Source organism: Pseudomonas fluorescens, assembly GCF_000802965.1.
Lineage (GTDB): Bacteria > Pseudomonadota > Gammaproteobacteria > Pseudomonadales > Pseudomonadaceae > Aquipseudomonas > Aquipseudomonas fluorescens_A.
Window position 1 is genome coordinate 38,484 of record NZ_JSAK01000043.1, and the last position, 26,957, is coordinate 65,440.

Here is a 26,957-nt window from a genome sequence, read left to right on the forward strand (position 1 = left end):
GACGCCCTGAAATGCTGCACCCATAAATCCGTTTGAATGCGCGTAGTCTGGCTGCCAGACTGGCGTTTGACGAGGCGCAATCATACGTGCCGCCCGATCCGTGGAAAAGGTACAGATCGGGCTTTTTCAGCTGCTGAGGTGTGACGATGGAAAAGTTGGAAAAAACCCTGGAAGAATGGAAAGCCATGCTCGATCCGGAGCAGTACAACGTTTGCCGGCTCAAGGGCACTGAACGCCCGTTCTCCGGCAAGTACAACGACACCAAGACCGACGGTATTTACCACTGCATCTGCTGCAACGAGCCGTTGTTCGACTCCAAGACCAAGTTCGATTCCGGCTGCGGCTGGCCGAGCTTCTATGCGCCGATCGGCGACAGTGCCATGACCGAGATTCGTGATGTCAGCCACGGCATGATCCGCACCGAAGTGGTGTGTTCCAAGTGCGATGCGCATTTGGGCCACGTGTTCCCTGATGGTCCTCCGCCGACCGGGCTGCGCTATTGCATCAACTCGGTGTGCCTGGACCTGGTGCCACGCGAATGATCCGGGCTTGATGATCCCTTGTAGGAGCCGGCTTGCTGGCGATAGCGGTGGATTGACACACTGCAGCGCGCTGATCGCCAGCAAGCCGGCTCTTACGGGTTCGAATTTCACGCCGGACAAATTTGATTAATTGAATTGCACACAATTCAATTGCTCGCTATGTTTGGCCCACCTTCTTGAATCCGGAGCCTTGATCATGAGCGACAACCTGCTGAGCATCCCTTGCACCACCATCAAGGGCGAGCAAAAGACCCTGGCGGATTTCGCTGGTAAAGCCGTGCTGGTGGTCAACACCGCCAGCAAATGCGGTTTCACCCCGCAATACAAAGGTCTCGAAGAACTGTGGCAGACCTACAAGGATCAAGGCTTGGTGGTGCTGGGCTTTCCCTGCAATCAGTTCGGCAAGCAGGAACCGGGCAACGAAGGAGCGATCAGCGAGTTCTGCGAGCTGAATTACGGGGTCAGTTTCCCGCTGTTCAAAAAAATCGAAGTCAACGGCGCCGACGCCCATCCGCTGTTCGTGCAACTGAAAAAGCGTGCACCGGGTGTACTGGGCTCCCAGGGCATCAAGTGGAACTTCACTAAATTCCTGATCGGCAAGGACGGTCAGTTGGTCAAGCGCTTTGCTCCGGCGACCAAGCCGCAGGACTTGAGCCGCGAGATTGAAGCTCTGCTCAAATGAATACTTTGTCCGTCGACTCGCTGAACCTCGACAGCCAGCTCTGCTTCAAGCTCTATGCTGCTTCCCGGGCGGTGATCCGGGCTTATAAGCCGATGCTTGATCAGTTGGGCCTGACGTACCCGCAATACCTCGCGATGCTGGTGTTGTGGGAATGGCAGGAGAACGCCCCCGAGCAGCCGACCGTCAAGGCCTTGGGCGAACGTCTGGCGCTGGATTCCGGCACGCTGACGCCGTTGCTCAAGCGTCTCGAGCAGCTGCAACTGGTTCAGCGCCAGCGTTCGGCGCGGGATGAGCGGGAGGTGCATTTAAGCCTGTCGCCAGCCGGGCGGGCGTTGCGCGATCAGGTCGGGCCGTTGAAGGCTCGCCTGTTGTGTGACAGCGGCGTGGATCTGAATCGCTTGAATGACCTGCGCGATGGCCTCGATCACCTGTTGGGGCAAATCAAGGCACTGACGTAACGGGTATCCACACGTCCAGTAGCGCCGCGAGTTCTTCCCGGCGAAAGGGTTTGGCCAGATAGTCGCTCATGCCTGCCGCACGGCAGCGTTCGCGTTCTTCGGACATGGCGTTGGCGGTCAGGGCCACGATCGGCAACTGCGGCCAGCGTCCACTGCGGCGGATTTGTCGACTGGCTTCATAGCCATCCATCACCGGCATATTGCAGTCCATCAATACCAGGTCGAATTCACGATTCTCCAGCTGATCCAGTGCTTCGACGCCGTGAGCGGCAACAATCACCTCGCAGCCGAGTTTGCCGAGCATGCCTTTGGCCACCAGTTGATTGACCGGGTTGTCCTCGACCAACAGCACGCGGCCGCGTCGTTGTGGGGAGTGATTGTCGACCTGGATATTGTCGATGGTGCCGGTTTCCGGCAGCAGAATTCTGCGCAAGGTCTGGTATAGCGCGTTGCGGGCCAATGGACGGGCCTGTTGTTGCAAAGGCGCAAGGGCGTTGATTTCCTCGCTGGGCATGAAACTGCCGTAAGCGGTCACCAGCAGTATCGGTGCGGTGAAAGTCGGGCGCAGATTAAACAGGCATTCAGGGCAATCGGTGATCAGGACATCGGGGGCGAGGCCGATCATCGGGTCCTCTATAGAGCGCTGCTGATAGTCCAGCCCCCAACCGGGTAACAGACTGTTCAGCAGTTCCGCCAGGCCGCTGCTGGCAGCGGTAATGGCGATGACTTTGCCCTGCAAGGGAGATGGGCAAAGCGCCCGAGTGTGGCGGGGCAGGGGGAGTTGCGCGCAGAACTGGCTGCCGAAACCCGCTTCCGAACTGATGGTGAGGCGCCCTTGCATGGCTTCGCAGAGGTTGTAGGTCAGGGCCAGGCCCAACCCGGTGCCACCAAACTGCCGGGTAATACCGGCGCCGGCCTGGGTAAAGGGCTGGAAGATTTTGACCTGGGCGTCCTGGGGAATGCCGATGCCGGTATCACAGACTTCGATTCTGACGCCGTCGCCGAATGTCGACAGGCGTACATCGACGCGACCGAAACGGGTGAACTTGAGAGCATTGGACAGCAGGTTGCTGACGATCTGCCGGACCCGGGTCGGGTCACCGAGTACCAATGCCGGGAAGTCCGGAGCGATCAGGCAAGTCAGCTCGACACTCGGCGCGGCGTTCTGCGACAGCAGGTTGGCGGTGTCTTCCACCAGTGAGCCGAGGTCGAACGGGATGTGTTCGAGCTCGAGTTGACCGGCATCGAACTTCGACAGATCGAGAATATCGTTGAGCAATTCCACCAGTACCTTGCCCGAGTCATGGGCAATGGACAGTTGTTGCTGTTGCTCGGCAGTCAGCGGGCTGTCGAGGGACAGGGCGATCATCCCCAGCAAGCCATTGAGGGGCGTGCGAATTTCGTGGCTCATATTGGCGAGGAACGTCGAGCGCGCTTCAGCCATGTCCAGCGCGGTGCTGCGCGCGACTTCCAGTTCCTGATTGGATTGGCTGAGCCGGGCGTTGATCGCCTTGAGTTCCGCGGTGCGCGCCGAGACGATGTTTTCCAGTTGGCTGAGGTAGTCGGTCAGGCGGTTTTCGGCGTTGCGGCGCTGCTGAATTTCGGTCGCGACGTTTTCGAATTGCTGGTTCGCTACTTTCACCAGCACGCCGATTTCATCATTGGCATGTCCCGCTGGGCATTCCAGAGACGTCGGTTCCATGTTGCGCGTATCACGGCTGCTGAGTTCGCGGATGAGCCGCACCAGGGGCTTGGTCAACATCACATAAAACAGTGCGAGCAAAATCCCGGTCAGGATCAGGCTACGGGCGAAGCCATTGAGCAGGGTCACTTCGGCCCGACGCAGGAACCGGTAACCAAATGAGTAAGTGTCAACGTCCAGTTGCAGCGTGCCGAGGGATTCGTTCGGCAAGTGGCCCAGATAGAGTCGATCTTCGAACTGTCGGTGGGCGCCGAACAGGAAGTCGCTTAGCACCCGATAGCCGCTTTGCAGGCCCGGACGCTTGACGTTGGCCAGCACGTTGCCGTTGTTGTCGGTGAGTTTCGCGCCGATGATCGCCGGTGAGCGCAGCAGGCCCAGGGTCAGTTCCTGGGCGAGTTCGGCGTCGATGTTGTAGGCGATCCGTGACGCAGGGTTGTGACTGATTTCCAGCAAAGACAGTATTTCGCGGTTGATGGAGGCGTCTTCACTGGCATAATCGATGCCTATTTGCAGCAGGCTGAGCAGCAGGCCCAGAACGAAACCGACCAGCACGGTAAGCCGTGCTTGTTTGTAGGACAGCCGGTTGGTGAACTTGATGTCCATGGGGTGTTGAACCACTTCCTTTTCCCTTCACTGCTCAAGCATAGTCGATCATGCATCGAAGCCGATGTTCTCGCGAGCCCCGGTGTAAGGGGTCAACCGTTCATCGAACGGTGTTTTTCGTCGCTGTAGCGCCATCATTACTGTGAACGTGTCCGAGGAGAAGACGTGGATTCCCGATTGAATGCTTTTCTTGAACGCGCCGATGCGGTCCTGGCCCGTATCGAGCCGCTGTTGCCCACCCCTCGGCAAGCCATCGACTGGACCCACAGCCTGGCTGCGCGCTGGCAGCGCGAGGGCCGCAGCGGTTTTCTGCTGCCGTTGGAAGTCAGCCTGGATATGCGCCTGTCCGATCTGATCGGCGTTGATCGGCAAGTGGAGCAACTGGGGCGCAATACGCAACAGTTCCTCGATGGCATGCCGGCCAACCACGCCTTGCTCTGGGGTTCGCGCGGCACCGGCAAATCATCGCTGGTGCGGGCCTTGCTGGCTGAGCACGCGAATGCCGGTTTGCGTCTGATCGAGATCGAACGCGATCATTTGGCAGACCTGCCGCGCGTGGTCGAACAGATCGCCAAGCTGCCCCAGCGATTCGTGTTGTTTTGCGATGACCTGTCGTTCGAATCCGGCGAGGGCGACTATCGCGTGCTCAAGAGCGTGCTCGACGGTTCGCTGGAACAGGCGCCGGATAACGTTTTGCTGTACGCCACCTCCAACCGTCGCCACCTGGTGCCGGAGAAGGAAAGCGATAACGAAAACTGGAAACGCGTCGACGGCGAACTGCACCCCAGCGAAGCGGTGGAAGACAAGATCGCCCTGTCGGACCGTTTCGGCCTGTGGCTGTCGTTCTATCCGTTTACCCAGGAACACTTCCTCAACGTGGTCGAGCACTGGATCGGTCAACTGGCCGACAAGGCTGGCCTTGCGTGGCAGCGCGACGAGGAACTGGACATCCTGGCGGTGCGCTGGGCCACGGGCCGGGGCAATCGCAACGGGCGTTGCGCGTATCAATTTGCCCGCTATTGGGTGGGGCTGAAACTGTTGGAGCACAAGGCATGATCGATTTACAAAAGAGCGGCCAGGGTCTCGAAGGCTACGGCATGCTGCACGCGCAGCTTGAGTCCCTGTTGGCGGACGAGCGGGATTTCATCGCTAACGCTGCGCAGTTTTCCGCGTTCCTGTTCAATCAACTCGATGACCTGAACTGGGCTGGTTTTTACCTCAATCGCAATGAAGAACTGGTGCTTGGCCCGTTCCAGGGGCAAATCGCCTGCGTGCGGATTCCGTTCGGCCGGGGCGTGTGTGGTGCGGCGGCGGCAACCTTGCAGACTCAACGGGTCGAAGATGTGCACGCGTTCCCTGGCCATATCGCTTGTGACAGTGCGTCGAACAGTGAACTGGTCGTGCCGTTGGTCAAGGAGGGCCGGTTGATCGGCGTGCTTGACCTCGACAGCCCGAAGCTCGCGCGTTTCACCGCGCAGGATCAGGCTGGTATCGAGCAATTGGCGGCGATTTTCCTGCGCCTGACCGATTGCTGATCAAATCTTCAGGCCGGCCTTCATCAGCAGGCCTGTATGGTCCACCGCATCGATCTGCTGCGGGTCGAGGAAACGTTCGGCGTACTTCAAATAGATGTGCGCGTTGATGAACAGCCCGAACAGTTCGGGGTCAATGTGGGCGTCCCGGCACATGAAAGCCATGATGCTCAGCGCTTCGCTCAACGACTTGGCTTTCTTGTAAGGTCGGTCAGCGGCGGTCAGCGCTTCGAAAATATCGGCAATCGCCATCATTCGTGCCGGCAGGCTCATCTCTTCGCGCTGCAAGCGTTTGGGGTAACCGCTGCCGTCCATTTTTTCGTGATGGCCGCCGGCGATTTCCGGGACGTTGCGCAAGTGACCGGGAAAGGGCAGGTGGCTGAGCATCAGAATCGTTTGCACCATGTGGTGATTGATGATGTAGCGCTCTTCGCTCGTCAGGGTGCCTCGGGTGATGCTCAGGTTGTAGAGTTCGCCGCGGTTGTACTTGTAACGCGGCACATCGAGTTTGAATCCCCAGGGATTATCCGGCGCAATCAATTCGGCTTCATCCCGTTCGAACAGATGCTCGGGTTTGTCCGCCAGCAGCGGTTCAGTGACCGGCAGTGTAGGTGCCGGGGTGCGGGCCTGACGGCGGTTCTCTTCCCAGGAAACCCCAAGCCGGTCATCCAGCGTTCGAGTCCAGCTGCGCTGGGCGATGCTGCGCAGGCGTTGCAGGTCGGCTTCGGCCATGGCTTCGCCGCCAAGATTGCAGCGGGCAATGAAGGCGAAATCATCGTCCAGTTCCGCTAACGTGCCATCGCGCAGTTGCGCAAGGTGCTGCTCGTCGCCGCCGAGTGAGATGGCCTGCCAATAACTGATCCAGGCGTCGCGCTTGAGGACTTCGAAGCGGGTGCGGATTTCGTGGATGCGGTCATTGAGGGTTTCCAGCTTCGTGGCTTTGTCGACGACGTATTCCGGCGTGGTGACCTTGCCACAGTCGTGCAACCAGGCCGCGATATGCAGCGCCTCCCAATCATCCTCGGTGGGCTGATAGCTGCGGAAGGCCGGCTCCTGGCTGGCCGCGGCGGCTTGTGCCAGCATCAACGTCAACTCCGGAACGCGCTGACAATGCCCGCCGGTGTAGGGGCTTTTGGCGTCAATCGCGCCTGCCAGCAGTTTGATAAAGGCGTCCAACAATTGTTTTTGCCGGGCTTGCAGACGCTGGCTTTCGATACTCACGGCGGCTGCACCGGAAATGGCCTGCAGAAATGCAATGCGGTCCGGGCGGAGTTTTTCCAGGTCACTCTGATTGCCGCTATCGGCCAACAGAAATATCAGCAGGCCCACGGTTTCGTTGTGCCGATTGTGCAAGCGGATGCCAATCAGATGAACGCGAGGGCAGGTCAGTTCGAGCAACACTTTCTGCAAGTCCCCCGCCTGTTCGAAACCCAGATGGGTTACCACACTGTCGGCGGACGATAGTTGCTGTAGCCACGCCGGGCTCTGTGGGTCATGAAGCTCATGCCCGCGGACACCGAATGCAGACAGGTCTTGAGCCGCTTCGTTGATCACCAACCCCTGGGGCTCCATGCGATCACCGTCACCTTCGCGAAGGTAAATAAGGCCGGCCTGGGCCTGGCCGATCTTCACCGTTTCAAACAGCACACGTTCCAGTAACGGGGCAAAACGGGTCTCAGCGCTCAGGCTTTCGGTGATCTGGAAAAAACTCGCGAGCGTGTCTTTCATGCGCGCCATCGACAGGCTCAATTGGTCGATTTCAAGCACCGGAGAGCGACGGGAGACCGGAAAATTGAAGTCGAAACTGCGAATCGCATCCGCTTCCTTCACCAGAGCGCGCAAGGGTTTGACCAGCACTCGCGACGTCAACCAGCCCAGTGGCACACATAACAGCAAAATTGCCAGGGTAATCAGGGCACCTTGCCAGCGCATGCGATAGGCGTCGGCGAGCAGTTCATCTTCCGGCACCAGCAGCGCCAGTTGCAGCCCTTGGGGGCCGCCTTCCTGCATGCTGCTACGCGCCACGATCCATTGACGTCCGGCAGCATCCAGGCGATTGCCTTCCGGGGGATTGTCGAGCAAAGCACCCAGGCTGGGGTTCAGGTCGGCGGCTTTTATCAGACGGGCCGTTTGATCATCGACGATCAGTCGGGTGCTGTCGGGGTAAGCGATGGCATTGCCCTTGGCATCGAACAACACGATCTCGGTAGCGGGTGTCACCACATGTTTGGCCAGGGTGGCGCTGAGTTCTTCCAGGGTCAGGTCGGCACCCATGACGGCGCTATCGCCACTGCGCCGTGCCAGGGTGGTGCCGACGTTGTGGGTGGAGAAAAAGACGTAGGGTTCGGTGGTGATCTGATCGTTGTCGCGCTTGGCGCTGGAAAACCACGCGCGGCTTCGTGGATCGTAGGTGTCGCCGGGGTTGTCCTGACGACTGATGAGCGCCAGGTCCTGATCGAAAAACAAGGATTGGGAATGAGCCTGGCCGGTGTCGTTGCGCTCAATGCTCCACACCTGATAAGCCGCTGATTCCGGAGCTTTGAGCTGCGTTTTCAGATTGGAAGTTCGCAGCGGGCGAACCATGAAAAAATCACCGGTGGCGTAGCCGATGTACAGCGACGCCAGATCGGGATTGTCCTTGAGCGATTGGCTGAAGGGTTGGAGCAGTGCCAGACGTTGCACCAGATCCGGTGCCTGCATCGCTGGGTTGTGCACCAACAAACTGAGCAGGTGACGAATCGGCTCGTAGGTCGCGTGCAGGTCCAGGCGGACATCCTGCTCAATGCGGTTAAACAGCTTTTCACTGCTGGACAGAATGATCTGCGTGGTTTGCCGATAGTTGAAAATGCCCAGTACCACTCCGGTCAACAACAGCAGGAAGGTGAACATCACGCTGATATGAACGTGCAGGGGAAGCCGCCGTTGTTCCGGGCGCAGTGGGCTGGGCATGCAGGTCACTCCATGATGGTTAACACACTGCTCAGCGTCCAAGCATAGTTAAGGCTCTATCATTCTGCTTTCGTCGTTTTGCGCGATTTGTTTCAGCAATGCCTGGTCCAGCTCAAGCAGGGCGCGCTCCATGGTTTTGCAGCATTCGGCCACTTTGTCGGGTTGGAATTCATCACGACAGGCGGCTTCGAGCATTTCGCAGGAATCGATCAGTCGCGAGGCCTGAACGATTCGGGCGGCATCTTTGATTTTGTGGGCAATGTCGAGAAATAACTGGCGATTCGTGGAACCGGACAGCGCCAACAATTCTTCTTTGTCCAGATGGTTGCTGTTCAATAGTTCGGTCAACAATCGCCGGTTCAATACCGGATTACCCCCGGTCATCAGCTCAAATCCTTCCAGGCTGAAGGCCGGGCCGAGGGCGGTGGGCTCTATGCCCTCAACCCACTGGCTCAAAGCGGTCAGGGTCAAGGGTTTGAACAGACAGTCATCCATCCCGGCTTGCTTGCACCGTAGAATTTCCTCCGGCTGCGCATTGGCGGTAAAGCCCAGCACCGTGCAAGGAGGTTGTTGCGTCTGTTGTTCCTGTCGGCGAATGGCTTTTGCAAGTTCGTAGCCATTCATGACCGGCATGTTGCAGTCGGCGATCACCAGATCGTACGTGCCGCTTTTCCACACCTCGAATCCGGCCTGACCATCGGCCGCCGTGCTGAATCGATGACCCAGAAACTCCAGTTGCTGACACATCAGCAGGCGATTGGCGGCGTGATCATCGACCACCAGCACGTTCAAAGGCGCGGTTATGGCAGGGATTTGTGCTTCAGCCATTTTGACTCCGGTTTCAGGTGGGAGAGTGGGCAGTTGCAGTGACATTTCGACTTGCGTACCGACCCCCGGCTGGCTGCTCAACTGCAAGCTGCCACCCATCCTTTCGCACAAGCTGCGGCTGATCACCAGGCCCAGCCCGGTACCCCGCCTCGCTGACGGTCCGGCGCTATCAGCCTGAGCGAAAGGCTCGAACAGGCGCTGCTGATCCCGTTCGCTGATCCCAATACCGCTGTCCTGAACCTGCAACAGCATGTGAACCTGTTCGAGATCGGCGCCAGGATTCAGGGTGACGATAATCCTGATCTGGCCCTGCTCGGTGAACTTGATGGCGTTGCTAACCAGATTCGACAGCACTTGCTTGAAGCGCAGCGGGTCCAGCAGGACATCGAACGCTGGATCGACCGGATTGAATTCCAGCACCAGGTCGAGATTTTTCTGCCGGGCCAGGCCGTCGAAGATTCGCACCACCGAGGCGACGGTTTCCCACAGGTTGGCACGTTGCGGGCTCAGGCTCAGGTGTCCGGATTCGATTCGCGCAATGTCGAGAATATCTCCGATCAGTTCCAGCAAATCCTTGGCCGAGTGATACGCGACATCGATGGCGGGACGATCCGGGTGATCCTGTTCGATACGCTTGAGCGTCAATTCGAGCATACCGATGACCGCATTCATCGGCGTGCGGATTTCATGGCTCATGGTCGCGAGAAAGGTGCTTTTCGCACGATTGGCTTCATCGGCTCGTTCTTTGGCGCAACGCAAGTCGTCCAACAGTTGCCGCCGCTCGCTGATGTCAACCCAGCCACCGATGATGCCTTGCACTTCACCGCTTGAGTCGCGGTAGGGAAGGATCCAGTGATAGATCGTCAACCGACGACTGCCAATGTGCAGCGGGCGATCAAGTATCAGCGGTTTTCCCTCGGCGACGACACGTTGGTAGTCAGCGTGATACTCCCGCGCTTCGAAGGCATTGCTCAGGACGCCCTGGATGCAGTTTTTGCCGATGACGTCTTCGCGCTGGGTGCCAAAGGCCAGCAGATAACTGTCATTGCAGCTTTGCAGCAAACCCTGACGATCACGCACGTATATCGGGTGAGGGGTGCCATTGACCAGCGAACGCATAAATTCAAATTGATCGTTCAAAGCGCGCTCGGCCGTCTTGCGCTGGTTGATCTGGCGCCGCATGTACGCGTTCCAGGCCACGGAAATCAATAACAGTACGCTGGCGCCGATGACGATTTGATAGAACAGCCGTTGGTAGTTGCGCCACGTGTTTTGTGTGGATGCCGAATAACCACGCCAGCGGCTGTTGATGATGCCCAATTCTTCCGGCGCGATGCTCAGCAGCGCCTTGTTGAGAATGTCATTGAGCTCCTTGGCGTCCCGCCCCGTCGCCAGGGAGAAAGCGGCCTGCTCCGTGCCGATCGTGGTGCTGATCTGGAGGGTGTGTTCGAAGAGTCGCGATGAAATGAAATAGTTGGCGATCACCAATGAATTGACCGTACCTTCGGCCCGTCCCTCGGCCAACATTTCTACGGCGCTGAATGTGTCCGGGGTTTCGATGAGGTGTATCTGCGGGAACTCGTTACGCAGGTAATCCATCAGCGGATTGCCTTGGGCGATGGCCAGGCGCTTGCCCTCAAGCTGCGCAAGGTTGGTCGGGCTGTCGGTTCCCTTGCGTGTCAGCAGGACATAGGAGTTTTGTAGATACGGACGGCTGAAGTTCAGCAACGTGTCTCGATGCGCGCTGGGGAGCAGTGCAGCTATCAAGTCAGCCTGGTTGTCGTTGATGCGCTGGATCATTTCGCTGTCGTTGCGGCTGCGCTGGATGTCGAAACGCAAGCCGGTGCGTAGTCTGATCAGTTCAAGCAAGTCCGCGGCAACGCCCCGAAAGTTGCCGTCATTATCAAAAAACGTCAGTGGTGCGAGCGCCTCATTGGCCACCACGCGAACCACTGGATGCTGTGCCAGCCAACGTTCTTCGCTGTAACTGAGCTCCAGTTTGTGATCGGTGAGCAGGATGTCACTTCCGGCACTCCATCGCTTGGCGATGTTTTCTCGTTCGCTGGTGGGGATGGCCATGAGCATCGTATTGATGATGCCGAGCAGTTCCGGATTGTTCTTGCGTACGGCAAAGCTGAAACCATGCGCTTCGTGTTTGCCAAAATTGGCCATGCGGATGTTGTTCAGGTACCCCTTGTTGATCATGTAGTGGGTAGAAATGGTATCGCCGAGAAACACGTCAGCCTGGTCAAAAGCTACGGCATTGATCGCATTCTGGTACGACGGATAGGACGTGATGATCGCCTTCGGGTACAGGGCCTTCACTTCCTCCAGCGGCAAATAGTGATACACCATGCTCAGCCGCAGGCCTGCGAGGCCATCGGTCAGCGACCGGGTTTCCCCTTCACGCGTGACCAGCACCGGTTGATCCACGGCATAGGGTGTGGAGAGCACGATTTCAGCATTGTGCGCCTCGAAGCCATTGGCGGTGCCGAGCAGATCGACTTCGCCCCTTTCGAGCGCCTCGATTGCAGCGCCCCGGGACGCAAAGCGCTGAACCTTGATAGGCAAACCGGTGACTTTTCCAAGAATACCTGCGTAGTCGGCAGTGAAGCCTTCATAGTCGCGGCCGCTGATGGTCAGGTCGAAGGGGGGATAATCCGGTGCTGATGTTCCAAGGAGCAGTTCTGTTCTGTTATCGACCCACTGTCGTTGTGATTGATCCAGTTGGACTTCCACGTGCCCGGCCGTCGAGCGACTGAGCAAGGTGTAGCGTTCACTGCCCTGGGCTGCAAACAAGGCGGTACTCAGGCATAAGCCAGCGGTCATCAGAATCAGGTAATCCTTTAAACGACGGGGCATGCTGTTTCTCACACCAATGCGTTGCGTTTAGCCATTTCGATGAGTTCAACAAGGGATTTTGCCTTGAGTTTCTGCATTAGCCGTTTTTTATAAGTGCTGACTGTTTTGTTACTCAGGAACATGCCTTTGGCAATTTCCTTGTTGGTGCGACCTTGGGCAAAAAGTTGTAATACCATTAGTTCCCGATCGTTGACTGACTTGAAAAGTTCCAGTTCTGCCCAGCGTGCGTCGTCGCAACGAACCGGGTTGAGTGCTTCACTTGGAAAGTAGTTGTAACCTGACAATACCGCCTTGATTGCACTGACCAGTTCGCTGAGATCTTCTTGCTTGCAAACATATCCAGAAGCACCGGACTGCATGGAGCGAATACCAAAAAGTGTCGGTGATTGCGCAGTTAATACCAATGTTTTGAGGGGGGTGTTCATAGCGTTGAAACGGGCAAGTACTTCCAGGCCATCCAGTTTTGGAATGCTGATGTCGAGAATGACCAGATCGGGCATGCATTCACGAACCATCTGCATGGCGTCGACCCCATTATCAGTCTCGCCGATGACTTTATAGCCTTCGTGTTCCAGCAACATGCGAACGGCAAGTCGAATGACAGGGTGATCGTCGACAATAAAAACGGAGTTCATAATAAAATCCCATGCGAGCTCAAATAAAGCGCGCACCTTATCTCAGATAGTTGATGTGACGTATGAACTGACCTACCTGTAGCAGCAATATAGGAATGTTCCTACATGAGAAAAAGAAAGGGCTTACGTGCTAATTGGATTTCTGATGAGGATGTATGAAGTTTTTCATGTCTGTTTCTATATTGGTTGAATCTTTTTTACTACTGAATCAAGGTCAATAGTTTTCTGAATTCGGATTGTTTCAAGGGCTTGCTCAAGTAACCCAGCAGGGGCAGCCCATTGATGTTGGCGGTGTTTTCAAGCCTGTCCAGCTCGGCGGGTGTCAGGCTACTTAGAAGTATCGCCTGTTTGATCATCCCTCGATGACTGGCAAATTTCACCAGGTCCAGCCCGCAGAGATCGGGTAGGCATTGGTCGCATAGAAGAATATCGAAGGGTTGCACCGAGGTGAGCATTTGTTGCAATGCCCCTTCGGCACTGTCCGTGGTGGTGAGTTGAGTGAAGCCGTAGCTCTCGAGCAGACATTGAGTCGCCATGAGCTGAAACGGATGATCTTCCACCAGCAAAATACGCAGATTGTCTTTGATCATGTTATTTACGCTTCTTGTGTCGAACAAAGTAAGCGTGATTGTTTCGCGAGGATACCGGGCAATCGATCAGTTCACTCGGCATGAGTTGTAGGGGAATTCAGCGCGAGTTGAATGCCTTTCGTTTTTAGGTGGCTAATCAGCCATTACGGGAGACGTAATGGCTGATCAGACGATTCGCATCAGTGCCGGGAGCGACCGGTCATTTCCAGCGCCATGTCGCTAGCATAGCTATCGGTCATGCCGGCGATGAAGTCGATCATCCGCAGGAATGAAGCGTGCAGAGGGCCGTGTGGGTCGGGCGCGTTGTTGCCCAGCAGGTCGAGAACCCGACGGCTCTTGAAGGACGGGGTTCGACCGTTGTGTTGTTCCAGCGCCGCGCCACAGAAGGCGTTGAGCAGGATTTCCAGCGTCGTATATGCGCCGATTTCGTGCAGCGTCTTGCGCTTGTCCTGGAAGATTTTTTTGCGCGCCATGTCCTTGGCATTCAGGACGCAACGCTTGGCAGGACCGTGCATATGCTCCACCAGGTCGCCGGGCAGTGTACCGGCCAGCAGCGTGTCTTGTTGCTCGACGAACGCTCGGGCGGCGGCATTGGTCAGGTGTTCGATGGCTTTGCCCCGCAGGATTGCCAATTTGCGCCGACGCGAATCATCAGGACCGAGCATACGATAGGTTTCCGGCAGATCGTCGCCCACCAGGTCAAGCAACAGCGACTCGACTTCGGCGTACTCCAGCAACTCCATTTCGAGGCCGTCTTCCAGGTCGATCAAGGCGTAGCAAATGTCATCGGCGGCCTCCATCAGGTACACCAACGGATGACGTGCCCAGCGCTGGTCTTCAAGCTGAGGCAAACCGAGTTTATGGGCGATCTGCTCCAGCAGCGGCAACTCGCTCTGGTAGCAACCGAACTTATGCTTTTTGTAGCCCAGGGAGTCGGCGTGTTTTGCCGTCCATGGATATTTCAGGTAGGTACCAAGGGTGGCGTAGGTCAGGCGCGTGCCGCCGTCGAACTGGTGATACTCAAGTTGCGTCAGAACCCGAAAGCCTTGGGCGTTACCTTCGAAATTGAGGAAGTCATTGCGTTCGGCTTCGCTCATTGCATCCAGCCAGCCACGACCGGCAGCCTGCTGGAACCAGTGCCGAATCGCATCTTCGCCGGAGTGGCCGAAAGGGGGATTGCCGATGTCATGGGCCAGGCAAGCCGATTGCACCACCATTCCCAGGTCACTCGGATCGCACCAGTCGGGCAGGGCGCTACGGATGGTTTCGCCCACGCGCATACCCAGGGAGCGGCCGACGCAACTGACCTCCAGCGAGTGGGTCAGGCGCGTGTGGATATGGTCGTTACTGGTGACTGGATGAACCTGGGTCTTGCGCCCCAGGCGGCGAAACGCCCCGGAGAAAATGATACGGTCATGGTCTTTGTGAAAAGGGCTGCGACCGAGCTCTTCCGGACTGTGCAGCGGTTTTCCAAGGCGTTCGCGGGTAAGCAGGGTTTGCCAATCCAAGGCTGGTTCTCTCCGTCAGGTGACTGAGCCCTTAGCTTCCCGGTTCGCAACATGACCTGCAAGCGGAACTACAGCCCGACGGCATCGATATCGATGAGCAGCAGGCGTTCGCCATTGTCGAAAAATTGCCCGGCGGTAAGGCAATACTGATTGCTGGTGGCGTCGCGGTAGGTGTTGGAGAGGGTCAGCCGACGCTCATCGCCACCTTCAGCCAGCAGGTGATAAAAGTAGGGACGCCAGGACCAGTTATGCCCCAGGTAGCGGTTGTCGGCGAACCAGCCGCTGTTGCGCCATTCAAGGTTCGGCGTCAACTGTGTTCCGAGGCGATCGCATTGATAGAAGCGCAACAGCCAGGGAAATGCATCCAGTCGTGGCAGGGCGCTCAACGGAGCGCGGGCCTGAGCCCAGGCTTGCAGGATCGCCATCAATTCGCTCAGCTGCTGACGCATGATCATCAGGCGACTGCGCTCGGCCAGTTTCTGTTGAACATAGCGTTGACGCAGTTGCGCGAAACGCTCGACGAAAGCATCGCTGGCAAAGAAGTTTTCTTGCGCCCCGGCGAACAGAAAGCCCTGCACGTAGCGTGAACCGCACTCCAGGGCGAAATTGAGTTGAGCTTCGGTTTCCACCCCTTCGGCGATGATCCAGCAACCGGTTTTCTCGGCCATTTGCGCCAGTGCCATGACCACCTCGCTGCTCGGTCCACCCAACGCCGCCGCCTGGAACAGGCGCATGTCCAGCTTGAGAATGTCCGGTTGCAATGCCAATACGCGATCGAGTTGCGAGTAGCCGGCACCGAAGTCGTCGATGGCGATGCGTGCACCGGCCTGGCGGTAACGTGCCACCACGTGTGCCAGTCGCTGGATGTCGCCACCCAGTTCGGTGATCTCGAAGACGATTCGCCGTGGATCGACGCCATGCCGGCTCAGTTGCTTTAGGCTTGGCAGCGGCTGGTCCGGACGCAAGCGGCTGATCCAGCGTGGGGAAATGTTCAGGCTGAGAAACCAGTCGGAAGGCGCCTCATGCAAACGACTCAAGGCGTTATCGCGCAGTTGGCGATCCAGGCGACGCAGGGCGATAGCATTGGTTCGCGGGTCAGCGAACAGGGGCCCAACCGACGTCAGTTGACCATTGTGCTGGCGCAGTCGACCCAGTGCCTCGACACCGGCGATACGGCCGGTGGCGGTATCGATGAACGGCTGAAAGCAGGCGAGCGGTTGCCCGTCGATCACAAGGCCTCCTTAGTAGATCTTGTTTTTGGATGGAGCCTGCTTTCCGGGTAGGCACGCAGGATTGAACCCCTCGATAAAGAGGTTCATCCCACAGGTATTGCAAGAATGCAGCCAGATCGTGATGGCTCAGTGTTTGTTCGAAGAGCCCTGCATGACCAGTTTGATCAGAGGCCCCAACGTGGTGCCGAGGCGAACCAAACGGGTCAGGCTACTCATCCCGCCGCCGGTTTTCGCACCCTTGCCAGTCAGAAAACCCAGTAGAGTCACCGCGGCCACGCCCCAGAGCGGTGCGTGCTTAATGCCGAAGCCATCCTGCAGGTTTTGTGACATTCCGCGCACACGCTGCAAGGGCTGCAACAGTTGAGCGGATTCGTGGCGGATTTCCTGGCGATGCATTTCCATGCGCAAGCGAATCAACGCCTTGCGCATTTCCGTACGCGAGCTGTTGCGAGGCAGTTCAGGCAGGTTCATGGCAGCAGGCGCTCCCGATCATTGGCCAATTCTTCCAAAGTGCCATGGAAGGGCGAGGACTCATCGAAGATGGCCGCCCTCAAACGCATCCCGCAGAACACGCATGCAAGGGTGTAGAACACGCAGAGTGCGATGATGGCGGGCAGGCGATAGGTGTCCCAGAACACGATCAACACCAGCGTCGACAATCCCACCAACAGCAACAACGCGAACACCAGCGCCAGGCCTGCAAACAGCAACAGGCTGACGGTGCGGGCTTTTTGCTCCTGCAATTCGATGCCGAACAGTTCGACGTGGCTGTGCAGCAACCCTAAAACGGCGGCGCCCAGGCGTCGCGATGAGGAACTTGCGCCCGTCTCGGACGAGCCGATTTCATCGATTGCCATAATCAGCGCCGGGTTGCCAGCAGGCCAATGAGGAAACCCACGCCGGCGGCAATGCCCACCGATTGCCATGGGTTGGCCTGGACATAGTCTTCGGTGGCGGTCACGGCAGCCTGACCGCGTTCGCGCAAGGAGTCTTCGGTCAGTTTCAAGGTTTCGCGTGCACGCAACAGACTGTCGTGAATTTGTTCGCGCAACTCATCGGCCTGATCACCAGCCAGGGAAGCGGTGTGTTCCAGCAATCGTTCAGTGTCGCTGACCAGGGTTTGAAAGTCGGTCATCAGAATTTCTTGAGCAGTCTTTGCCTTGATGCTGGCCATTGGTGATCTCCGTAAGTGGCTTCTGTTGCGTTCGAGTATGAGCCTTGCGCGAAGGTTCAGTACAAATGACTGGTACAACTTTTGCTGTGTCGTGGTGCGTTAGCCCGCGCCCATGCGCTGTTGCTGGGCAAGATTCCAGTAAAACCTTAACTCAAACAATCGAAACCCGCGCATATGTCCCGGTCGTGATTGGCCTTGACGAACCCTGTGCTCCAAAGCGGTTCGTCGGGAGAGACTTGCTCGATCTGACAAGTCTCAACTTGGTGCATGGATTGCCCGCGCGAACTGCTTTGGTGCTTTTTTCAGCCTTAAGGTCTGCCAAATCCATGGAAAATCTGCAAAGCGCTGTGGACACTCTGGTCCATAGCTCCAATACGTTGTTCATCCTCATCGGTGCGGTGATGGTGCTGGCCATGCACGCCGGCTTCGCCTTTCTTGAAGTCGGGACGGTCCGGCAAAAAAACCAGGTCAATGCATTATCGAAGATTCTCAGTGACTTCGCTGTTTCGACCCTTGCCTACTTCTTTATAGGCTATTGGATTTCCTACGGCGTCACTTTCATGCAACCGGCGGCTGTGATTAATGCTGATCACGGCTACGGGCTGGTGAAGTTTTTCTTTCTGCTGACCTTTGCTGCGGCGATCCCGGCCATCATTTCCGGTGGCATCGCCGAGCGCGCCCGGTTCGTCCCGCAACTGTGTGCGACAGCACTGATCGTGGCATTCATCTATCCCTTTTTCGAGGGCATGATCTGGAACGGCAACCTGGGTCTGCAAGCCTGGTTACTCGCGCATTTTGGCGCCAGCTTCCATGATTTCGCCGGTTCCGTAGTGGTCCACGCCATGGGCGGCTGGCTGGCGCTGGCGGCGGTGTTGCTGCTGGGGCCGCGCAATGGTCGTTATCGCGAGGGGCGGCTGGTGGCGTTCGCGCCGTCGAGCATTCCTTTTCTGGCGTTGGGCTCGTGGATCCTGATCGTCGGCTGGTTCGGTTTCAACGTGATGAGCGCGCAAACCCTGCAAGGGGTAAGCGGGCTGGTAGCGGTGAACTCGTTGATGGCCATGGTCGGCGGAACGGTGTCGGCATTGATCGTCGGGCGCAACGACCCGGGTTTTCTGCATAACGGCCCACTGGCCGGGCTCGTGGCGATCTGCGCCGGTTCCGACCTGATGCACCCCGTGGGCGCATTGGCCACCGGTGCCATCGCGGGCGCGCTATTTGTCTGGTGCTTTACTGCCGCTCAAGGCAAGTGGCATATCGACGATGTGCTGGGTGTCTGGCCGCTGCATGGTCTGTGTGGCGCATGGGGCGGAATTGCCTGTGGCATTTTCGGTCAGAGCGCGTTGGGTGGATTGGGCGGAGTGAGTCTGGTCAGTCAGTTGATCGGTACTGCATTGGGCGTGGTCGTGGCGCTGGCCGGTGGCTTCGCGGTTTACGGCGTGATCAAGGCGTTTCATGGTCTGCGCCTGAGTCAGGAAGAAGAGTATTACGGCGCAGACTTGTCGGTGCACAAGATCGGCGCCGTCAGTCAGGATTAGCGGCGTGTCTCATTGGCTCGACGGCATTTCGGGGCAGGCCTAGAATAGGCACACAATTTTTTTGGAAGAGCGCTCATGCTTCCTGAATGTCAGCTGTTCGGCACGCTTGGGTGCCATCTCTGCGAAGTAGCCGAAGCCATGTTGATGGAGTTTGTCGAGCGCGGCTTGCTGGTGGAGCTGGTGGACATTGCCGAGGACGAAACATGGTTCGAAGCCTACAGCCTGCGAATTCCGGTCTTGCGCCGGGTTGATACGGGGGCTGAGCTGGGCTGGCCCTTCAGCGCCGACGAAGTGGTTGCGTTCCTGCGCTAACAGTTTTTGCAATGAGCGCGATCCGCCCGTCGCACTTTACGATTGATCCCCTTGGCTTAAGTGATGCGATTCGGATACTGTATGCGCATACAGTTATTCGGATTGCTGCCTTGCCGCCGCTGGTTTTTGGGTTTGAGCGGGCAAGTCCGGGCGTCAGAGGGATGAATCGTGGTCAATGTCGAACAATTGAAAAGCAGCGTGAACCGGATGTCTGTGGACGTGGTACGCGAGGCTGTCGCCGAATTGCGCCTGGATGGCTTGGTGACGGAAGGAAAAACGCCCTTCAATAAACTGCATTTCAATACCTGCTTTGCTGAAATCGAAGCCTTGTTTCAGCGCGCAGGCTATCACCGACAGCTGGATGTCGTGGGTTATCAGGGTTTGTTGTATGCGCTGTATGACCCGGGCCGCTGGGAAGCGGTCGATGTGCTGCGCTGGCTCAAGGAGTACACGGAAGCGGCAGCGCGCGCACAGATACCCGCTTGAGGATTCTCCGCTAGGTTCGTTTCCGCCGCTGTTGGATAATGCCGCTCTGCATTCAGGGTAAGAGCTTTTGTATGTCCACTTCATCGTTTTCTGCCGCACACAGCCAGGCCAGCACGCTTTACTTGCCACCTGGCCCGTGGCAGACCGTTTTCGATTGCCTGTGCGAGCACTTCAGCGCCATCGGTCGTGAACAATGGCTGGACAGAATTGCTCGCGGTCGGGTTCTCGACGCACAGGGCGCGCCGATTGCCCTTGATCTGCCCTACAAGGAAGGTCTGCGGATACATTATTTTCGTGAAGTGCCGGATGAAAAGCCGATCCCGGTAATTGAGTCGATTCTGTACGCGGACGAACATCTGGTCGTGGCAGACAAACCACATTTTTTACCCGTGACCCCGGCAGGTGAATACGTCGAACAGACCTTGTTGCGCCGCCTTATCCATCGACTCGATAACCCGCACTTGGTGCCGCTGCATCGCATTGACCGGCATACGGCGGGCCTTGTGCTGTTTTCGGCCAACCCTCAGAGCCGTTCGGCCTATCAGTCGTTGTTTCCTACGCGACAAATCGAAAAGCGCTACGAGGCGATTGCGCGGGCTTTGCCTGAACTGACTTTTCCACTGGTTCACAAGAGCCGGCTTGTCGATGGCGAGCCTTTCTTCCGCATGCAGGAAGGACCGGGTGCGAGCAACACCGAGACGGCTGTCGAGGTCAGGGAAAAGAACGGTGACCTTTGGCGTTACGCGCTTTATCCGGTGACGGGCAAGAAGCATCAGTTGCGTGTGCACATGACAGCCTTGGGTGCCAGCATCTGCAACGACCCGTTTTATCCACAGGTGCTCAAGGATGTGGAGGATGACTACGCCAATCCGTTGAAACTGTTGGCGCAAGGCTTGAAGTTTGTTGATCCGGTCACGGGGCAGGAAAGAGAGTTCGAGAGCGCGATAACCCTGCAGTGGTGATGATCAAACGGCGTTTTGTTTAGTTGGCCTGGCAAAAAAGTTCGAATTTATGGACTGTTTTAGAGTCACTTGAACAGGCCTCGCGAACGTGGCTTTCAACCTCGGGACGGCTTCATTTCGTTCGGCAGTTCCGAGACCTTCCGTTCAAGGAGACATCCATGAAACGTATCGCTTTCGCTGGAATGTTCATTTGCGCTGCCATGTTGGCTTCTCCTGTATTCGCCTCGCAACAACACGACCTCTGCACCATCAAGCTGCAGGAGCTCAAGGACAAAGTCACCAGCCTGCCAGCTACTTCCGCAGACGCCACCGCAGAAATCAAACGGTTACAGGCCAGCGCTGAAGCCTCTCGGGCGGGCAATGATGATGAAAAATGCATTACTGAAGCCACGCAAGGACTGACACGCGTGGATAAACTGGCCAAAGAACCAAACCCATAAGCTCAACGTTTACAGATTCCAGATACAAAAATGCCCCGACATGTCGGGGCATTTTTATGTCTCTGGTGTAAACCGCGAAGATTACAACTCTTTGACGGTACGAACCTGATCCTTGTTGATGCGGGTCTGTTTGCCATCCAGTTGTTCGAATTCGTAGAAGCCTGAATCCTGATCGTAGCTTGGCGTGTCGACGGCCTGGATTTCGCGACCGTCATTCAAGGTGATCACCGTTGGCGATGCGCAACCGGCGAGGGTAGCAAGGCCCAGTGCGAGCATGAAAGTGGCCAGGGTCCGTTGTGTCATGGGTGTGTCTCCGAAATTAATTCTTTTGGTTACGGAGCTTGAGACGTAAACCGCGCGTGCAAGTTCCTTGGGTTCTTTCAGTCTTACATAGTGTAGTGCGTGCTCAACAATTCCGGAGTATTAAGGTTCGCCAGACGGGGGTCGTTGTCAGGGCATTGCAAGCCAGTCGCACCCAGTTTGCGCATGAGTCGACCCGGGCTTCGCTCGCCATCGTTCCAGGCAGTTTCGAATTCAGCGCTAAGTGCCACGGGAATGACGCACAGCAACGGTTCCCAGTGATCGTCGTGGCGCAGCATCAATGGTGTGTCGGGATGCTGGCTGGCGGCTTCGCGCATGCTGCTGAGCAAGGCGGCATCGATGCGCGGCACATCACAGGGCAAGACCAGCAGGTGCGTATGACGAGCAGCTTTCAGGCCGGCACGAATACCGGCCAGCGGCCCCGGAAAGTCACCTTCGTCGTCGTGAACCAATTGATCGGCGTACGGCGCGTACTTTTCCAAATTTCGGTTACACGAGATGATCAGGTCATCGCTCAGTGGCCGCGTCTTGCGATGCAGATGGGCAATTAACGGCTCACCGTGCCATTCCAGCAAACCTTTGTCCTGACCACCCATTCGTTGGCCGCGACCGCCTGCCAGGAGCAGAATGGAGCAGGGTGGCAAGTCTGTATTTGAGGTCATGGCAAGTCTCCATGGGGGCGGCGAAAAAACGGGGCGCTGTGATATAACACCGGGCTGTTTCTCATACAACTGGACGAGCCTATGAAAGCCAAGGCTGATGTACCTTTTGCACCGCTCAATATCGCGGTGTTGACGGTCAGCGACACCCGTACCCTGGAAACCGATACCTCAGGCCAGGTCTTCGTCGACCGCCTGACCGCTGCGGGCCATAACTTGGCTGCCCGGGTGTTGCTTAAAGATGATCTCTACAAAATCCGCGCGCAAGTTGCCAACTGGATTGCTGACGAAGTCGTGCAGGTGGTGCTGATCACTGGCGGTACCGGTTTTACCGGGCGCGACAGCACTCCGGAAGCGGTGACCTGCCTGCTCGACAAGCAAGTCGATGGTTTTGGTGAACTGTTCCGGCAGATCTCGGTGGCAGACATCGGCACCTCGACGGTTCAATCCCGCGCTCTGGCCGGTCTGGCCAATGGCACGCTGGTCTGCTGCTTGCCGGGTTCGACCAATGCTGTGCGCACCGGTTGGGACGGAATTCTTTCCGAACAACTGGATTCGCGCCATCGGCCATGCAATTTCGTGACTCATCTGAAACAGGCGGCACCCTGTGAATCCCGCGGGTAAGCCGGGCAAGACCGGCAGCCTGATGCCGGTCGAAGTGGCGCTGGCACGTCTGCTGGAAATGGCAGATACCTCACGGATTGTTGAGCGTGAGCGCTTGCCGTTGGCGCAGGTACAGGGCCGTGTGCTGGCCGAAGACCTGGTATCGACGCTGGATCTGCCGCCGTGGCCCAATAGCGCCATGGACGGGTATGCCTTGCGTTTGGCTGACTGGACTGGAGAGCCTTTGGTCGTCAGTCAGAAGATCTTCGCCGGCCAGGCGCCTGACCCCTTGAAGCCGGGCACTTGCGCACGAATCTTCACCGGGGCGCCGGTGCCTGCCGGTGCCGATTGCGTTGAGATGCAGGAAAACGCCGAAGTCCAGCCGGATGAGCGAGTGCGTTTCACCGAAGCCATGGTCCTTGGGCAAAACATCCGACCACAAGGCCAGGAGACCACTGTCGGTGAAGTGATTCTGCCTGCTGGTACGCGTTTGGGCCCGATCGAACAAGGTCTGGCGGCCTCACTGGGTTGCGCCGAGCTGGACGTGATCCGCAAGGTTCGCGTTGCGGTTCTGTCGACCGGGGATGAATTGATTGAACCGGGACAAACCCTTGGGCCGGGGCAAATCTACAACAGCAACCGCGTTTTGCTGTGCAGTTGGTTACAGCGTTTGGGCTGTGAAGTGGTCGATGCCGGAATTCTTCCGGATGACTTGGGTACTACTCGCACGCGCCTCGGCGAACTGAAGGATGTCGACCTGATCCTTTCGACCGGTGGTGTGTCGGTCGGAGAGGCCGACTTTCTCGGCATAGCCTTGCGGGAAGAGGGTGAGCTGGCCTTGTGGAAACTCGCCATCAAACCTGGGAAACCGCTGACATTCGGACACTTTCGCGGTGTTCCGGTGATTGGCTTGCCTGGCAATCCGGCATCGACTCTGGTGACTTTTGCCTTGTTGACTCGGCCTTATCTCTTGCGTCGTCAGGGTGTCAGAGAGGTCGAACCGCTGAAAGTAAAAGTACCGGCAGGGTTTGACTGGCAGAAAGCCGGGAATCGACGCGAGTACTTGCGCGGTCGTCTGGAAAATGGCCGGGCCATCATCTACAAAAATCAAAGTTCCGGTGTGCTGCGTAGCGCTGCTTGGGCTGATGGATTGGTTGAAGTGTTGGAGGATCGCACGCTGGTCGCGGGTGACAGTGTTTACTTCATTCCGCTGAGCGAAGTCCTGGGTTGAAACGGGTAGCCGTCATGTCACGCAAGCCCGGCGTGAACCGGGTTTTGCGTTCATGACTGATCAGTGAGCCAGGAGCAGTGTCACGAGCTGGTCGAAGCGACTATTGGCGATCCAGCCCAGTAGCCCAAGAACGACGGCGGTTCCCCCTGCGGAATAGGCAAGTCGGTGTTTGATGGTTTTGACGTCGCTGCGAACTTCTTCCATGTCACGGCGGATGTACTTGAGGTGTGTTTCCAACTCTACGACGCGAGGTTCCATATCAACTTCTCCATTGGGTTTTGCACTGTTTTTGAGTTCGGCCGGTTGAGTGGCCCGTTTCTCTGCGAGCGGTACGACCGGAAACACCGGTAGCCTGAGGTCATGGCTTTGCATGGCACGTCCTTGTGTTGTCCTGCTGATGACTGAAAACCGTGGGCACCAAAGTGTACCAATCACACTTTTTGGTCAATTGAGCCGATTCCTCACGTTTTGTAAGAAAAATCCTGCCGTGTAGGACGCAACAGCGTCCAGCTGGAAATAATTCAAATTTCAAGCGACTTTTATCGGGTGCAACGAGGTCAACATCTCCCGTAGGCCATTCAAATCCGGGAGCGACAATAATGAGCGAACGCAAGGCGCTATTGATTTTGCATGGCAAGCAGGCGCTAAACGAGGAGGTTCGTGCTGCTGTTGAAAGCAAGCGCGAAAAAGGTTGGGAGCTGGCCGTTCGCGTGACTTGGGAGGCCGGCGACGCACAGCGGTTGGTGGATGAGGCGTTGGCAGCAGGATACAGTCGGATCATCGCTGGCGGTGGCGATGGCACCGTGCGTGATATCGCCGAAGCCATCGCTGCGCAATCGAAGCAGGCCAGCCTGGTGTTGATGCCACTGGGAACCGCCAACGATTTTGCGCGCGCTGCCGGTGTTCCGCTGGAGCCTGCCGAGGCACTGGATTTATTGGACGTAGCGCCTAGCGCCATCGACCTGGGAGAGGTTGGCGGGCAGATATTCCTGAACATGGCCACCGGCGGATTTGGCAGTCAAGTCACGGCTAACACTTCCGAGGACTTGAAAAAGGTGCTCGGTGGCGCGGCTTATCTGTTTACCGGCCTCACACGCTTCAGCGAGTTGCACGCAGCGTATGGCGAGTTACACGGTCCGGACTTTCAGTGGAGTGGCGAGTTGCTGGCCTTGGGTATCGGCAATGGCCGGCAGGCGGGTGGCGGTCATGTGTTGTGTCCGCAGGCACTGGCTGACGACGGTTTGCTCGATATCAGTATTTTGCCGGCCCCGCAGGAGGTAGTGGGTACCTTGAAAAACCTGCTGGCTGATGGCTTTGGCATCGACAATATGTTCGTGCGGGCGCGGTTGCCATGGGTTGAAATCAAGGTGGCCGAAGGTCTTTACATCAATCTCGATGGCGAACCGCTGGAAGGTGACAGCCTGCGTTTCTCGGCGCGACCGGCAGCATTGCTGGTGCATCTGCCTGAGCAATCGCCGCTGTTAAGCACGACTCAACCTGTCAGTCGTCCAGACTGATGATCTGCTCACGAACCGCGAACAGCACCAGGCCAGCCACATCGAAAATCTGCAAGCGTTTCATGATCTGCGAGCGGTGGGTTTCGACAGTCTTGACGCTCAGGCCCAGGCCGTTGGCGATTTCCCGGGTGGATTTGCCGCGAACGATCAGTCGAAGGATTTCCAGCTGACGAGCAGTGAGGTTATGCGAGTCAGCAGACTCCGGCTGGTTTTTTTGCCGGGTGAGCGCTTGGGTAATAACGGTATGGGCGATGGCCGGGCTCAGGTAGCGTTCATTGTTACGCAAGGCTTCCAGTGCATGTTCCAGTTCGGTGGCCGTGGTGTCCTTGAGCAGATAGCCATGGGCCCCGGATTCCAGCGCCTGCATGATGAGTGCGGGGTCGGTGTGCATCGACAGGATCAGCACCTTGCTCTGCGGGCGAATTCGCTTGAGTTGCGTCAAGGCCTCGAGGCCACCGGTTTGCTTCATGGAAATATCCAGCAGCACAATGTCCGGGGACAAATGCTCAACCATCGCGAGTAATTGCGAGCCGTCATTGGCCTCGCCAATAACCGCGTACCCAGGAAGGTCCATCACCAGGGCGCGCACGCCAGCCCTGATCAGCGAGTGGTCATCCACCAGAAGTAAGTTACAAGTCAATGCATAACCTTATTCGTACTGGCCCGCTCGAACGCGCGAGGCGCCCAGGGGAAGAGGGCTTCGATTTGTGTGCCTTTGCCAGGTTCGCTGGTGACGGTCAGGGTGCCACCCAGTTGATTGATGCGTTCCGACATCCCGGCCATTCCGCGTTGCCCCTCGCGGCCGGGGTCGGTGGCGGGCGAAAACCCCTGGCCGTCGTCACTGATCAGCAGTGACAGGCCTTTTGGTAAACGCTGCAGGCAAACCAGCAGGTTTTTCGCTTCGGCATGCCGCAGCATGTTGGTGACGGCTTCCTGAGTAATTCGAAAGGCCGCCACTGCCATTTCTTCGGGAATACCGGTCAGACGCTGATGGCATTCCAGGCTCCAGTGCACGGGGGTATTGGCGAGTGTCTTGAGCAAATGCGCACGCAGGCTCGCCTCCAGCCCAAGACTGGCCAGCTGCCTGGGATTGAGGATGGCCGAAACATCACGAACTTTGGTGAGAGTTTCTTCCAGCGTGTCGCAAAGCACCGTGCATTGTTCCTGGAGCTCTTCCGGCATTCGGCGTTTGAGCCAATCACTTTGCAGTTTGGCAGCGGTCAGCAATTGACCGATGTCGTCATGGAGTTCTCGACTGAGTCGATGGCGTTCGTTTTCCTGGACTTGCAGCAAGCGATCGGCCAGTTCCTGGGGCTGAAATTTGATTGACTTGCGTGACAGGCAGTACTGCACCCAGACACAGCTCAACGCCGCGATGTCGAGTATCAACAGACTCAGAGGCAGGGTGGTGGACAGGCTGTAGACCAGCAAGCTGCCAAGCGTTGCACAGGCGCACAGCAATAGGGTGAACCGTCGGGCGTTTTCTCGGGAGGGTGGCCACTTGGCGATGGACTTGAGACTGGCGTACATAGCGGATGGAGCCAATGGATGTTCGCTGCGGGCAGACCGGTCATTCTGGCTGACAGGCCTATGT

Annotated in this window: 28 protein-coding genes; 13 read left to right on the forward strand and 15 right to left on the reverse strand. The window is 57.4% G+C overall.

Annotated elements, in window-relative coordinates:
- Positions 1–146: 146 nt before the first annotated feature.
- From msrB to NL64_RS28045, 3 genes are all read left to right on the forward strand, one after another.
- Positions 147–542 carry a peptide-methionine (R)-S-oxide reductase MsrB gene (msrB, locus tag NL64_RS28035; protein ID WP_034151310.1) on the forward strand — a complete coding sequence of 132 codons (396 nt, stop codon included), beginning with the start codon at positions 147–149 and terminating at the stop codon, positions 540–542.
- A 196-nt stretch (positions 543–738) separates the two neighbouring features.
- Positions 739–1,224: a glutathione peroxidase gene (locus tag NL64_RS28040; protein WP_008009392.1), complete on the forward strand. Its 486-nt coding sequence runs from the start codon at positions 739–741 to the stop codon at positions 1,222–1,224.
- Complete coding sequence (locus NL64_RS28045) at positions 1,221–1,682, forward strand: MarR family winged helix-turn-helix transcriptional regulator (RefSeq protein ID WP_034151311.1); 462 nt, start codon at positions 1,221–1,223, stop codon at positions 1,680–1,682. Before NL64_RS28040 ends, NL64_RS28045 begins: the two co-directional genes overlap by 4 nt.
- On the opposite strand, the gene NL64_RS28050 is transcribed toward NL64_RS28045, so the two are convergent.
- Positions 1,666–3,987 carry a hybrid sensor histidine kinase/response regulator gene (locus NL64_RS28050; protein WP_034151312.1) on the reverse strand — a complete coding sequence of 774 codons (2,322 nt, stop codon included), beginning with the start codon at positions 3,985–3,987 and terminating at the stop codon, positions 1,666–1,668. The genes NL64_RS28045 and NL64_RS28050 overlap by 17 nt on opposite strands.
- A 165-nt stretch (positions 3,988–4,152) precedes the next feature.
- Between NL64_RS28050 and NL64_RS28055 the strand changes: the two genes are divergently transcribed.
- A complete protein-coding gene (locus NL64_RS28055; protein WP_034151313.1) occupies positions 4,153–5,043 on the forward strand; it encodes an ATP-binding protein in 891 nt (296 codons plus the stop codon).
- Entirely contained in the window at positions 5,040–5,522 is a 483-nt protein-coding gene (locus NL64_RS28060; RefSeq protein WP_034151314.1) for a GAF domain-containing protein, read from the forward strand. Before NL64_RS28055 ends, NL64_RS28060 begins: the two co-directional genes overlap by 4 nt.
- On the opposite strand, the gene NL64_RS28065 is transcribed toward NL64_RS28060, so the two are convergent.
- The 9 genes from NL64_RS28065 to NL64_RS28105 all read right to left on the reverse strand — a co-directional run bounded on the left by NL64_RS28065 (position 5,523) and on the right by NL64_RS28105 (position 17,297).
- Entirely contained in the window at positions 5,523–8,468 is a 2,946-nt protein-coding gene (locus NL64_RS28065) for an HD domain-containing phosphohydrolase (protein ID WP_034151315.1), read from the reverse strand.
- Between the two features lie 48 nt (positions 8,469–8,516).
- The gene (locus tag NL64_RS28070) at positions 8,517–12,158 is read right to left on the reverse strand and encodes a transporter substrate-binding domain-containing protein (protein WP_034151316.1); all 3,642 of its coding nucleotides are present in this window, start codon (positions 12,156–12,158) and stop codon (positions 8,517–8,519) included.
- 8 nt (positions 12,159–12,166) lie between these two features.
- Positions 12,167–12,793, reverse strand: a complete 627-nt coding sequence (locus NL64_RS28075; protein ID WP_034151317.1) for a response regulator transcription factor — start codon at positions 12,791–12,793, stop codon at positions 12,167–12,169.
- A 200-nt stretch (positions 12,794–12,993) separates the two neighbouring features.
- Entirely contained in the window at positions 12,994–13,383 is a 390-nt protein-coding gene (locus NL64_RS28080) for a response regulator (RefSeq protein ID WP_034151318.1), read from the reverse strand.
- Positions 13,384–13,562: 179 nt separating this feature from the next.
- Positions 13,563–14,891, reverse strand: coding sequence for a deoxyguanosinetriphosphate triphosphohydrolase (locus NL64_RS28085; protein ID WP_034151319.1), 1,329 nt, complete (start codon positions 14,889–14,891; stop codon positions 13,563–13,565).
- A gap of 68 nt (positions 14,892–14,959) precedes the next feature.
- Entirely contained in the window at positions 14,960–16,123 is a 1,164-nt protein-coding gene (locus tag NL64_RS28090) for an EAL domain-containing protein (protein WP_034151320.1), read from the reverse strand.
- A 126-nt stretch (positions 16,124–16,249) separates the two neighbouring features.
- Positions 16,250–16,594, reverse strand: coding sequence for a hypothetical protein (locus NL64_RS28095; RefSeq protein ID WP_034151321.1), 345 nt, complete (start codon positions 16,592–16,594; stop codon positions 16,250–16,252).
- Positions 16,591–16,980, reverse strand: coding sequence for a phage holin family protein (locus NL64_RS28100; protein ID WP_034151322.1), 390 nt, complete (start codon positions 16,978–16,980; stop codon positions 16,591–16,593). Before NL64_RS28100 ends, NL64_RS28095 begins: the two co-directional genes overlap by 4 nt.
- 2 nt (positions 16,981–16,982) lie before the next feature.
- Positions 16,983–17,297: a DUF883 family protein gene (locus NL64_RS28105; RefSeq protein ID WP_034151323.1), complete on the reverse strand. Its 315-nt coding sequence runs from the start codon at positions 17,295–17,297 to the stop codon at positions 16,983–16,985.
- Positions 17,298–17,623: 326 nt separating this feature from the next.
- On the opposite strand from NL64_RS28105, the gene NL64_RS28110 reads away from it, so the two are divergent.
- The 5 genes from NL64_RS28110 to NL64_RS28130 all read left to right on the forward strand — a co-directional run bounded on the left by NL64_RS28110 (position 17,624) and on the right by NL64_RS28130 (position 21,032).
- A complete protein-coding gene (locus NL64_RS28110; protein ID WP_034151324.1) occupies positions 17,624–18,832 on the forward strand; it encodes an ammonium transporter in 1,209 nt (402 codons plus the stop codon).
- A gap of 75 nt (positions 18,833–18,907) precedes the next feature.
- Positions 18,908–19,144: a glutaredoxin family protein gene (locus tag NL64_RS28115; protein WP_034151325.1), complete on the forward strand. Its 237-nt coding sequence runs from the start codon at positions 18,908–18,910 to the stop codon at positions 19,142–19,144.
- A 168-nt stretch (positions 19,145–19,312) separates the two neighbouring features.
- A complete protein-coding gene (locus NL64_RS28120; protein WP_034151326.1) occupies positions 19,313–19,630 on the forward strand; it encodes a hypothetical protein in 318 nt (105 codons plus the stop codon).
- 71 nt (positions 19,631–19,701) lie between these two features.
- Positions 19,702–20,592, forward strand: a complete 891-nt coding sequence (locus tag NL64_RS28125) for a pseudouridine synthase (protein WP_034151327.1) — start codon at positions 19,702–19,704, stop codon at positions 20,590–20,592.
- Between the two features lie 158 nt (positions 20,593–20,750).
- Positions 20,751–21,032 carry a hypothetical protein gene (locus NL64_RS28130; RefSeq protein WP_034151328.1) on the forward strand — a complete coding sequence of 94 codons (282 nt, stop codon included), beginning with the start codon at positions 20,751–20,753 and terminating at the stop codon, positions 21,030–21,032.
- An 81-nt stretch (positions 21,033–21,113) separates the two neighbouring features.
- Here the strand turns inward: NL64_RS28130 and NL64_RS28135 are convergent, their stop codons facing one another.
- Positions 21,114–21,335, reverse strand: a complete 222-nt coding sequence (locus tag NL64_RS28135; protein ID WP_034151329.1) for a YgdI/YgdR family lipoprotein — start codon at positions 21,333–21,335, stop codon at positions 21,114–21,116.
- An 83-nt stretch (positions 21,336–21,418) separates the two neighbouring features.
- Positions 21,419–22,015 (reverse strand): molybdenum cofactor guanylyltransferase MobA, encoded by a 597-nt coding sequence (gene mobA / locus NL64_RS28140; protein ID WP_034151330.1) that lies wholly within the window; start codon positions 22,013–22,015, stop codon positions 21,419–21,421.
- 81 nt (positions 22,016–22,096) lie between these two features.
- On the opposite strand from mobA, the gene moaB reads away from it, so the two are divergent.
- Together moaB and NL64_RS28150 are read left to right on the forward strand one after the other, a co-directional pair.
- Positions 22,097–22,636: a molybdenum cofactor biosynthesis protein B gene (gene moaB / locus NL64_RS28145; protein WP_034151331.1), complete on the forward strand. Its 540-nt coding sequence runs from the start codon at positions 22,097–22,099 to the stop codon at positions 22,634–22,636.
- Positions 22,620–23,846: a molybdopterin molybdotransferase MoeA gene (locus NL64_RS28150; RefSeq protein ID WP_034151332.1), complete on the forward strand. Its 1,227-nt coding sequence runs from the start codon at positions 22,620–22,622 to the stop codon at positions 23,844–23,846. Before moaB ends, NL64_RS28150 begins: the two co-directional genes overlap by 17 nt.
- A 60-nt stretch (positions 23,847–23,906) precedes the next feature.
- Here the strand turns inward: NL64_RS28150 and NL64_RS28155 are convergent, their stop codons facing one another.
- Positions 23,907–24,218: a hypothetical protein gene (locus NL64_RS28155; protein ID WP_034151333.1), complete on the reverse strand. Its 312-nt coding sequence runs from the start codon at positions 24,216–24,218 to the stop codon at positions 23,907–23,909.
- A gap of 227 nt (positions 24,219–24,445) precedes the next feature.
- Between NL64_RS28155 and yegS the strand changes: the two genes are divergently transcribed.
- Positions 24,446–25,363 (forward strand): lipid kinase YegS, encoded by a 918-nt coding sequence (gene yegS, locus NL64_RS28160; protein WP_034151334.1) that lies wholly within the window; start codon positions 24,446–24,448, stop codon positions 25,361–25,363.
- Here the strand turns inward: yegS and NL64_RS28165 are convergent.
- Both NL64_RS28165 and NL64_RS28170 read right to left on the reverse strand, forming a co-directional pair.
- Positions 25,347–26,003 carry a response regulator gene (locus tag NL64_RS28165; protein ID WP_034151335.1) on the reverse strand — a complete coding sequence of 219 codons (657 nt, stop codon included), beginning with the start codon at positions 26,001–26,003 and terminating at the stop codon, positions 25,347–25,349. The genes yegS and NL64_RS28165 overlap by 17 nt on opposite strands.
- Positions 26,000–26,893 carry a sensor histidine kinase gene (locus NL64_RS28170; RefSeq protein WP_034151336.1) on the reverse strand — a complete coding sequence of 298 codons (894 nt, stop codon included), beginning with the start codon at positions 26,891–26,893 and terminating at the stop codon, positions 26,000–26,002. The genes NL64_RS28165 and NL64_RS28170 overlap by 4 nt, the downstream gene beginning before the upstream one ends.
- Positions 26,894–26,957: the final 64 nt, after the last annotated feature.